This is a genomic window from Eggerthella sinensis, assembly GCF_003339815.1.
GTDB lineage: Bacteria > Actinomycetota > Coriobacteriia > Coriobacteriales > Eggerthellaceae > Eggerthella > Eggerthella sinensis.
In genome coordinates this window covers 1-9,798 of the sequence record NZ_PPTT01000054.1, presented here as the reverse complement: position 1 = coordinate 9,798, position 9,798 = coordinate 1, and the positions used below count along the sequence as shown (strand labels likewise).

Here is a 9,798-nt window from a genome sequence, read left to right as displayed (position 1 = left end):
GGGGGGATGCGGGGGGCATCTGGGGCATGCGTCCTGCACGACTGAGTTCACTTCCTGTTCATCACTTCCAGCTTCAGCTCTCTGATCACCAGGCCCTCTTCTCCTTGCTCGAGGATGTTGCATGACCGGCATACCGCCACGGGCAGGGCGGCCACAACCGGCACGTCGCTGGGGCGGAAAGCGAGGCTGCCGTCTTCGGCATCGAGCTCGTAGTCGAGGATGCCATTCGCTTCGAGCGCACGCTGCACGAGAGGGACGTCGCCGTCGAACACCTTCGCCGTTTTCAGGAGGAAGTCGTCCGGGTCCTGCTCGTACACACCGCCCACCGCACAGGCGCGGTTCTGCTGGCACACCTGGTCGCGGTGCTTGTTCTCGAGCGAGCAGTAGTGCACGCCGAGCGACAGGCCCTCGTCGAGCGCGTATTCCAGAAGCTCGAGGCACAAAAGCTCGCTGCCCTCGATGGGCAGGCCGCCGGCGTAGCCGTAGTTGTACAGCACGGGAAACGGCGGGTTCTTCACCGCGAAGCCGCGCTTCTCGAACTCGTCCCACGAGCCCATGGGAAAGCAGAATTCCAGCAGGTTGATGCCGAACACGCCGATGCGGTCGAGCTCGCGCAGCAGCGCGCGCATCTGCGGGCCCGTGCCGGGCACCACCGGCATCTCCACCATGACGTCGGGAACGAACCGCCGCGCGAGCGCCAAGTGAGCGAGGGCTTCGTCGATATCCTCTTCCCCGTCGTCCAGCTTGATGCTCATGCGCAACTCGGTGAGGCCCGCGTCGCGCAGGGATGCGAGCACGGCCTCGTCGAGGAAGTCGCCGGCGGTGTACAGCCGCAAGTGCGCGTCGGGATGGCGCTCGTGCACGTAGGCGCAGAAGGCCACGGCCTCGTCGGCGTGCAGCAACGGCTCGCCTCCGGTGAGCCCCACGTGCGTGACCTCGCCGCACGTCGCGGCGAACGCGTCCACGTCGTCGCGCCACGCCTCGTTGAGTCGCAGGTGCTCCTCGTAGTCGGCTTGGTTGGCGTTGAAGCAGAAGTAGCAGGATCGGTTGCAGGCGAGCGACAGGAAGAACGTCTTGCTGCCCCGCCCGCCCGTGCACGCCACGCAGGCCGACGACAACGCGCCGCACACGATGCTCGCGTCGCCGTTGCGGAACCGCGCGCCTTTCGCGCGCAGCCGCTCCTTCGCCAGGCGCTCGGTCGCGCTCACGGCATCGCGCGCGCCCACGCGAATGCCCCAGGCGGCAAGTTGGTCGAGAAAGTCGGCCTCGATGCTGGCGTACTCGTCGAGCCACGCGCGCAGCGTCGGCCGTGCCTCAAGCAGATGGTCCATCGTCCCTACCCCCGTCGTCGCGCCCGGCGCGTCTCGGCGCGCCGCCCCGTTTCAACCGATTGTACAACGGCGCCGCGTGCACGGCCACGTGCACGAGCAAAAGGGCCAGCAACACCTTCGCCGCGATGGCGTGGAGGGGCGCCCACACGAAGTATCCGTCGACGTACAGGCCGAACGCGTGCAGCACCGTGCCCGACACGCCGAGACCCGACACCGTCACCGTCATGAACGCGAGCAGCAACGCGCAGTCGAGCGCGAAGTTGCCCCACCGACCAGGCGATACGCGCGCACCGGCAGGCCGAATCGTGCCCGCCACCCACGCGCCGTGCGCCGCACCGTGCACGAGGAACACCGCGAACACGCCCACGCCCAGCCACTCGTGCACGGGCACGCCCGTGAACCCCGGCAGCGCAGCGAGCGCGTACGCCGCCAGCGCCACGGCATCGATCGCCAGCAATCGCTTCATCCGCTTGCCCTCCTACAGCTTCCGCACGACGAGCACGAGGGCCACCACGATGACCACCGGCGCCATGATCCACACGTTGAGGCTCGAATCGCTCGGACGGTTGTAGCGCGTCACGAGCGTGTCCCACGCATGGCACGCCACCGACGAGCACGAGGCCTCGGGGCACGACATCTCATGCACGCCATCGGGCTCGGGCACGGCCTCGTAGCCGTGGCACGACCCCGACGCGCAGCCCACGGCCGGGCACGCAGAGTCGGCTGCAATGGGCTGCGGCAGCCCCACGGAAGGGCTCGAAGCCGCGCCCGCTGCGAACACGGCCAGGCCCGCCACCAGGAACACCGCGAGCGTCACCAGCGTGTACTTCACCGTCGATCCCATTGCCTCACCAGCCCTTCCCTTCCGTCAGACGCCGCTCATACGACGAACGGGACGCCCGATGAGGAGGAGGGCGTCCCGTTCGCTGAGGAGGATGCGGCTAGTGCGACTCGGGCACGGGACGCAGCGGCAGGTACTTCAGCCCCAGCAGCAGCGCGAGCGCCCCCAGGCCGAACACCCCCAGCACGATGCCGAACTCGATGGGCGACGGGAAGTACACCATCGACCCGCCGAGGGCGTGCGTGGCCGCGCCCGCCTCGGTGAGGCCCGACCCGCTCATGACGGCCGGGTAGTCGAGGTTCGGCAGCTGGAAGCCGCCCACGAGCAGCTGCACGCGCTTGCAGAAGATGGCGGCGATGGCCGCGAGCGACGCGGCGACGATCAGGCCGTTCCGGCGCAGGGCGGGCACGAAGGCCACGACGGCCGCGAAGGCGCAGAGCACGATCTCGGCCCAGAAGAACGGCGCGAGCGCGCCCGAGGTCAGCATGGCAACCACGTCGGCGCCCTCGCCGCCCGGGAAGCCCTCGGTCAAGAGGTCGCAGCCGAAGAAGTACAGGTCCACCATCACGAACACGCCCAGCAGCTTGAGCATCTTCACCACGTTCTCCTGGCCGAGCTCGAGGTAGCCCGCCCGGCGAAGCGCGATCACCGCCACGAGCACGAGCGCCACGCCGCACACGAGGGCGCTCGACACGAACCAGGGGGCCAGAAGCGCCGTGTGCCACATGGCGCGGCCCGCCTGCAGGCCGAAGATCCACGCGGTGACGGAGTGCACGAGCACGGCCGTGACCAGCGCGATCACCGAGATGAGGCGCAGCGAGCGCTCGCTGGCCCTCCCCGCCTCGAAACGGACGGTGGCCCACAGGTACACGACGGACAGGACGAGGTACACCGCCAGCACGACGATGTCCCACATGAGCGGGCTCGACAGGTTCGAGTACGCGAACAGCTCCCACAGGCGCAAGGGCTGCCCGAGGTCGATGACCACGAAGCCGATGGCCAGCACCGTGCAGCAGACGGAGGTCCACACGGCGATCTTCGAGATGCCGCCGAAGCCCGCGACGCCGAAGGCGCGCGGCACCGAGCTGATGATGAGGCCGCCGGCCGACAGGCCCACGAGGAACATGAACATGGTGATGTACAGGCCCCAGGAATCGAGGTTGCGCATGTTCGTGAGCGCGAGGCCCTGGGAGAGCTGGAGCATCCACAGGCCGATGCCGGCCGCCGCGACGACGGCCGCCGCCGCGATGGCGATGTTCATTCCGCGCCCGCCGAACCGCGCGGCAGGGGCTTTCTCGGCCGCAGGGGCCTGGGGCGGTTGAACCGCCGATACGTTCTCAGACATGATGTTCTCCTTGTCCCTACACAAGATAGTAGACGGACGGCCGGGTTCCCTCGCTGGGAAGCAGCTGCATGTACTCGCGCTCGCTCACAAGCTTCGAGATGTCGGAGGCAGGATCGTCAAGATCGCCGAAGTGACGGGCGCGCGCCGGGCACAGGTCCATGCAGGCGGGCACTTCGCCGCGCGCTTGGCGCTGATAGCAGAACGTGCACTTCTCCACCGTGTGCTTTTGATGCTTCGCCACATCGACGTCGCCCACGGCGAAGTCCACGCTGTAGGCCGGCTCCTCCCAGTTGAACGACCGCACGCCCGTGTACGGGCAGGCCGCCATGCACATGCGGCAGCCGATGCACTTGTCGTAATCCTGGCGCACGATGCCCGTCTCGGGGTCCTTGTACGTGGCGCCCACCGGGCATACCTTCACGCAGGCCGGGTTCTCGCAGTGCTGGCAGCTCACGGTGAGGTACTTCATGGACACGTTGGGGAAGATGCCCGCGGGCGTATCGATCTCGTCGCCGCCGTCGGTGAGCACGCGCGTCCACCAGGTGTCGTTGGGCAGGTTGTTGACCATTTTGCAGGCCATCGAGCAAGCGTTGCATCCCACGCAGCGCTTGGTGTCTATCGCCATTCCGTAATGCATGATTCGCACCCCTTACTGGTACTTCTCGACTTCGCACAGGAAGTCGTAGAATGCGCTGTTCGAGCAGAAATCGTTCATGACGACGCTGGTCAGATCCTGCGTGTGACCTTCGACGTATTGGTCGGCCTGGAACCCGTGCGGAATCGAGACGACGCCCGGCTTGATGCCTTCGGTGACGAGCACCTTGAGCACCGCGGAGCCGTGGTCGTTGAACACGCGCACGAGGTCGCCCTGCTCGATGCCGCGCTCCTTCGCATCGGCGGCGTTGAGCTTGAGCAGCGGCTCGGGCTCGAGTTCGCGCAGCCACGGCGTGTAGGCGCACTGCGAATGCACGTGGTACTTTGCATGCTGGCTGCAGCCGAACAGGGGGTACTTGTCGCGCAGCGGGTTGTCCCAGTAGGACTCGTGAGCGTTCTCGTAGTACGGCATGCGCTCGTAGTCGGCTACCTGTTGGCCGAAGTTGTTGCGCGGCATCGGCTTTTCGAGGTAGTACTGCAGACGCTGCGTGGCCGTGGCCTTGAACGTGTCGATCTTGGAGTCCTCGGTGAACGAGAAGTTGCGTCCCAGCTTGTTGTCGGCGAAGGCGTCGTAGCCGCCGCCGGCCGCGAGGTTCGTCTCGGTGTCGAGCACGAGGCGCAGCAGCTCCTCGTCGCTCTGGGCGTAGATCTTATCCATGCCCAGCTTGCCCGCGATGGCGCGCAGGATTTCCAGGTCGGTCTTCGACTCGTACAGCGGATCGATGGCCTTGTGGTAGAACGTGGGGTACGGCGTGGAGCAGATGGGATCGAAGTCCTCGGTCTCGTAGGCGTGCGGGATGGGCAGCACGATATCGGCCCACTGCGCGGTGTCGGTCATGGACGTGTCGGCGCACACGACGAAGTCGACCTTCTTCACGGCCTCGATGAGATCCTGACGTCCCGACTCGCACGACAGCATGTTGCCGTTGCAGCACCACAGCACGCGGATGGTCAGGTCTTTCTGGCCCCACTTCCCCGTTTCCATGATCTGCGGGAGGTACATGCCCGTGATGTTGTCGCCGGCCTGCCCCATGAAGTACGCCTTCATGTTCACCGGGTACATGCCGCAGGTGCCGCGCGTCATCATGGCGCCCGGCTTGCCGGCGTTGCCGGTGAGGGCGGCGATGAACGCGAGGTTCTTGAAGTTGTGGTGCGAGTTCACGTGGTGGCCGAGACCCTGGAAGGTGAGCACGGCGACGGGGCCTTCGGTGGCGTAGACGCGCGCGAGCTCCTCGATGGTTTCGGCCGGCAGGTCGCAGATGTCCGCGGCCTTTTGCACGGTGTACTCCGCGATGCCGTCCTTCACCTTCTGGTACACCGTCTGCACCTTGATGCCGGCGGCTTCGTACTGGCCGAGCAGCGCGGGGTCGACGGCGGTGGCGGCCGGCGCGGGTGCATCCGTGGACGCGTCCCACACCACGTTGAGGTCGATGACGGTGGGCTGCCCCGTCTGCGGGTTCACAGGGCCTTCCGTGGGTTCGACGCCCAGGTCGCTCATGCGCAGGTAGGTGCCGTCCTCCTTGACGAGGAAGGGCGAGACGGTCTTCTGCTTCATGAACGCCTCGTCGACCAGGTCGTTGTCGATGATCCAGTTCGCCATGGCCAGCATGAGCGCGCCGTCGGTGCCGGGGCGGATGGGCACGTACACATCCGAGTGCATGGCCGAGGCCGTGAACTGCGGGTCGATGGTGATGAGCTTGGCGCCCTTCTCGCGCGCCTCGCACACGAACTGCCAGTCGTGCACGTACGCCTCGGCGGGATTGCCGCCCCAGGCCATGATGGTTTTCGCGTTCACGATGTCGGTGGCGTCGTTGCCGCTGACGCCGAGCAGCGTGGACTGCTCGTAGATTTGCGCCTGGTCGGCGCCCGCACCCAGCACCGTCGCGCCGAGCGCGGTGATGAAGCGGCCGTAGCCGACGGACATGTAGCCGGCCATGGCGCCGTTGAGCACGCCGTACGATCCGTACGACGACCACACGCCGATGGACGATCCTCCGTAGTCCTTCACGGCCGCGCCTATTTTGCCGGCGATGGTGTCGATGGCCTCGTCCCACTCGATGCGCTCCCACTCGCCGGCACCGCGTTCGCCCACGCGCTTGAGCGGGTACTTCAGCCGATCGGGATCGTAGATGCGCTGGGGCTGGGTGTAGCCCTTCACGCAGAAACGGCGGCGCACGTTGTCGTCGCCGGGAAGCTCGCTCGATGCGACGCGCACGACCTTGCCCTCGCGGACAACCACCTGCGTCGGGCACTTGCTGCCGCAGTTGCCGCGGCATGAGCTGCGAAACACCTGCTCGGTCTCGGTTGCCGCCGCGCCTTCCGCATGCGCCTCGCCCGCCGCGAGCGTGCTGAGCGCCATGCCCGAACCGGCCGCCGCTGCGACGCCCGCCACGGCCCCCGTCGTCTTGAGAAAGCTCCTTCGGGTGAGTCCACCGCTCGGACCATTCGTCTGTGACATCCCTCGTCCTCCACTCTTCGCAAAAAAGAATGCTCCGGGAAGAGTAAGGCCTCCTGCGCGTGCCGCACCTGGAGCCGCGCGCATTCCCCTCTTCCCCCATAAAAGCGATCGGCCGATCGTGTGGCTTCATTCTGCCATACGTCACTATGATTATCAATAACAATGTATGACAGAGTATGACACGAGATTATTCTATTTTTTGGATAAAGCGTTTGATCAGGGAATATTCCGGGGCGCTTGGGGCTCGCCGCCTGTCTTATGCGTCCTTGTCCGCCGGGTTCGCACCGAAGCCTTCGCTGAAGGCGCTCGGGATGACGAGGGTGCCGCCCGACTTCTCCACGCTCTCGTAAGCGAGGTGCATCGTGCGTAGCTTCATGGCGTTCTCGTTGCCGTCGTAGGCCACCGACGCATCGGCCAGCATGTCGGAGATGTCCTTCTCGGCCTCGGCCAGCACCATGCGGGCGTTCTTCTTGCGCTCGGCGATGGCCTCGAGCGACATGGCCTCCTGCAGCTCCTTCGGCACCACGATGTCGCGCACTTCCACGTCGATGATGTCGATGCCCCACGGGCTGAGCTTCTCCTCGATGGCGTCCTTGAGCTCGGCGTCCAGCTGATCGCGCCGCATGGCAACCTCGGCCACGGTGGCGCGGCCGATGGCCTTGCGCATGGCGGTTTGCGCCACCCACGCCACGGCCGTCGAGTAGTCCTCCACCTCGACGCACGCCTTCTTCGCGCTGAACACCATCCAGAACAGCACGGCGTCAACGTTGATGGGCACGAGGTCGCTCGTGAGCGTCTCCTCGGCGCCGAAGTACGTGGTGGCCACGCGCTGATCGACGCGCAGCGTGTAGAACTCGATGATGGGCCAGGTGAACACCACGCCGGGGCCGGCCACGCGATTGAAGCGGCCCAGGCGCAGCACGACGGCCTTCTCCCATTCCAGCACGATGTGGATGGACGAGGCCACGAGCCACCCCACAAGGACGGCCACGATGAGCGCCGCCACGCCGATGCCGCCAAGCGCGAGCTGCGCCACGAGCAGCACGGCCGCGAACCCGAGCGCGAACAGCACGATGGCGAACACCACGGCGCCGTTGCGCGAGCTGCGGCGGCGGCCCGTGTCGAAGCCGAACTCGGTGGACCCCTGCCCCGCCTGCGTGAAGGCGGAAGCGGCGACGCGATCGCCCCGTTGCGTTGTGCTGCGCTTCATCGTGCTCCCCTTATCCGCGGACCTGCGCGCCCGCTACCCTTGTACCCGTTTCGATTTCGCCTCGGCGAGGCTCTTCGAGAACTGCTCCTCCACGTCCTCGAGCGACATGCCCAGCTCGAAGCAGCGTTTGAGGTATTCGCTCGTGATGATCTCGGCCGTCGAGGCGATGTTGACGCCCGGCTTGTCGCTCACGTCGTTGACGAACGCGCCCTGCCGGCGCTTCGATTGGATGTAGCCGTCCTGCTCGAGGCTCATGTACACCTTGCTCACCGTGTTGTAGTTCACCTCGACGTCGGCCGCGAGGCCGCGCACGGTGGGCAGCTGATCGCCCGGCAGGTAGTACCCCGAGGTGATGAGGTAGATGAACCGGTTCTTCAGCTGCAGCCAGATGGGGATGCTGCTTTTCTCGTCGATCTCGAACAATGCTGCGGAGGTGACGGTTTCCTTGTCGCTCACGTGCGTACTTCCCGCTCTCATATATGGACGCTTTCGAACGGTATTGTAAACGATGAGCCGGCCGGTTGGGCTGCGGGCATGGCTGCGAGGTTGAGGGTGTGCTCGACGGGTTCGAGGGCGAGCGCGCGATGGTCGGCGGCTTCGACGATGCTGTAGCGCAGGCAGAAGGCGCCGACGAGCACGAGCGCGGCGACGATGGCAACCGCGACGGCCGGGCAGCGCGCGCTGCACAGGGCGACGGCCTCGAGCGCGAGCGGCAGCACGAGGCCGCACACGACGAAGCCGAACCACCAGGCGGCAGCCGTCGCGTCGCCGGTGAGCAGCGTATCGAGCGCGGCGGGCGCGCCCGGCCGGTCGCTTGCCCCGTGGAGGAGCACGAACGCCGCCGTGCAGGCCAGCTCGACCGCGATGATGACGGCGTCGAGGGCCATCAGGCGATGTACCACGCGCGCCGCCGGGGCGTCGAGGCCCGTGAACGGCGCGGCAAAGAACAGGATGGCGAGGCCGCTCGAGCACGAGGACAGCAGGAACAACACGGGGATGAGCGGCGACGACCACAGCGGCACGCCGCCGACGGTACCGAGCAGTAGGCCCGTGTACAGCATGACGACGACGGCGAGCACGATGGCCGCCGCCTCGGCCGCAACCACCGCGCGGCGCGGGACGAATGGCAGGTAGAAGAATCTGACGGCGGCGGCGAAGGCCGCAAGGACGGCGAGAGCCGCGAGCGCGTAGGAGCCGAGCGTGAGCAGCGTGGGGTGCGGATCGAGGAACAGGGCGAAGGCCCGGTCGACGCGCCCGAGATCGAGCACGAGGCTGATCATGCCCACGACGAGGCAGACGAAGCCGACGGCGAACCCGGCGTCGACCGCCCGCGCGAGCGGGCGCACCGAGGGGCCGGCGACTGAGCAGGTGGCGGCGTGGGGCCGCTGGGTCGCGAGGAGGTCGAGCGCCGAGCACGCCGCGATGGCGCCCGCGCCGGCGCCGCCGAGGAACAGGTAGAACACGGCGAGCGCTCCGAACATATCCCCTCCCCCGGCCGACTTGCTGGTGCGACGCGCGGACGCGCCGGTGCGATCGCATCAGTATGCCATAAAACGCGCCTCCTGCATATGACACGGTGTCATATGCAGGAGCACAGCGGGTCGAAATGGCAAGAAATGACGCGATTGCGGCCTTGCCCGGCGTATCGGCGCGGTGCGAGATCACGCGACCTGGGGCTATGCGGGCGCGCCTTGCGCGTTCAGGTGCCGAAGCGACCGAAATCGGCCGCATTCGGCCCGCGAGGGACGCAATCGCGTCATTTCTTGCCACGTTGCGGGCCCGGGAGCGTCACCCGCGCTCGACGACGGCGGCGAGCAGGCGCGCGGCGGCGCCGTAGAAGGGGGCGCGGGCCTCGGCGCGCACGGCCGCGGCGAAGGCGGGCATCCATCGCCGGGCGTGGGCGTCGAGGAAGGCGGCGTAGGCCGCCTGCGGGGAGCCGCCGGGCAGGGCCGCGCCGCA

Annotated in this window: 9 protein-coding genes; all 9 read right to left on the bottom strand. The window is 67.2% G+C overall.

Translation table 11 applies throughout. The features are described 5' to 3' along the window. Positions 1 to 47: 47 nt before the first annotated feature. A complete protein-coding gene (locus C1876_RS17145; RefSeq protein ID WP_114547935.1) occupies positions 48 to 1,331 on the bottom strand; it encodes a radical SAM protein in 1,284 nt (427 codons plus the stop codon). Then, positions 1,315 to 1,797 (bottom strand): DUF4405 domain-containing protein, encoded by a 483-nt coding sequence (locus tag C1876_RS17140; RefSeq protein ID WP_114547934.1) that lies wholly within the window; start codon positions 1,795 to 1,797, stop codon positions 1,315 to 1,317. Before C1876_RS17140 ends, C1876_RS17145 begins: the two co-directional genes overlap by 17 nt. 12 nt (positions 1,798 to 1,809) lie before the next feature. After that, a complete protein-coding gene (locus tag C1876_RS17135; RefSeq protein WP_114547933.1) occupies positions 1,810 to 2,175 on the bottom strand; it encodes a hypothetical protein in 366 nt (121 codons plus the stop codon). A 97-nt stretch (positions 2,176 to 2,272) separates the two neighbouring features. Further along, a complete protein-coding gene (gene nrfD, locus C1876_RS17130; RefSeq protein ID WP_114547932.1) occupies positions 2,273 to 3,517 on the bottom strand; it encodes an NrfD/PsrC family molybdoenzyme membrane anchor subunit in 1,245 nt (414 codons plus the stop codon). A gap of 16 nt (positions 3,518 to 3,533) precedes the next feature. Next, the gene (locus C1876_RS17125) at positions 3,534 to 4,157 is read right to left on the bottom strand and encodes a 4Fe-4S dicluster domain-containing protein (protein WP_211309579.1); all 624 of its coding nucleotides are present in this window, start codon (positions 4,155 to 4,157) and stop codon (positions 3,534 to 3,536) included. A gap of 9 nt (positions 4,158 to 4,166) precedes the next feature. Further along, positions 4,167 to 6,629 carry a molybdopterin-containing oxidoreductase family protein gene (locus tag C1876_RS17120; RefSeq protein WP_114547930.1) on the bottom strand — a complete coding sequence of 821 codons (2,463 nt, stop codon included), beginning with the start codon at positions 6,627 to 6,629 and terminating at the stop codon, positions 4,167 to 4,169. Positions 6,630 to 6,885: 256 nt separating this feature from the next. Further along, the gene (locus tag C1876_RS17115; protein ID WP_114547929.1) at positions 6,886 to 7,839 is read right to left on the bottom strand and encodes a slipin family protein; all 954 of its coding nucleotides are present in this window, start codon (positions 7,837 to 7,839) and stop codon (positions 6,886 to 6,888) included. Positions 7,840 to 7,872: 33 nt separating this feature from the next. Further along, positions 7,873 to 8,295: a GntR family transcriptional regulator gene (locus C1876_RS17110; protein WP_244910197.1), complete on the bottom strand. Its 423-nt coding sequence runs from the start codon at positions 8,293 to 8,295 to the stop codon at positions 7,873 to 7,875. 17 nt (positions 8,296 to 8,312) lie between these two features. Next, positions 8,313 to 9,320, bottom strand: coding sequence for an NrfD/PsrC family molybdoenzyme membrane anchor subunit (gene nrfD / locus C1876_RS17105; protein WP_114547927.1), 1,008 nt, complete (start codon positions 9,318 to 9,320; stop codon positions 8,313 to 8,315). Positions 9,321 to 9,798: the final 478 nt, after the last annotated feature.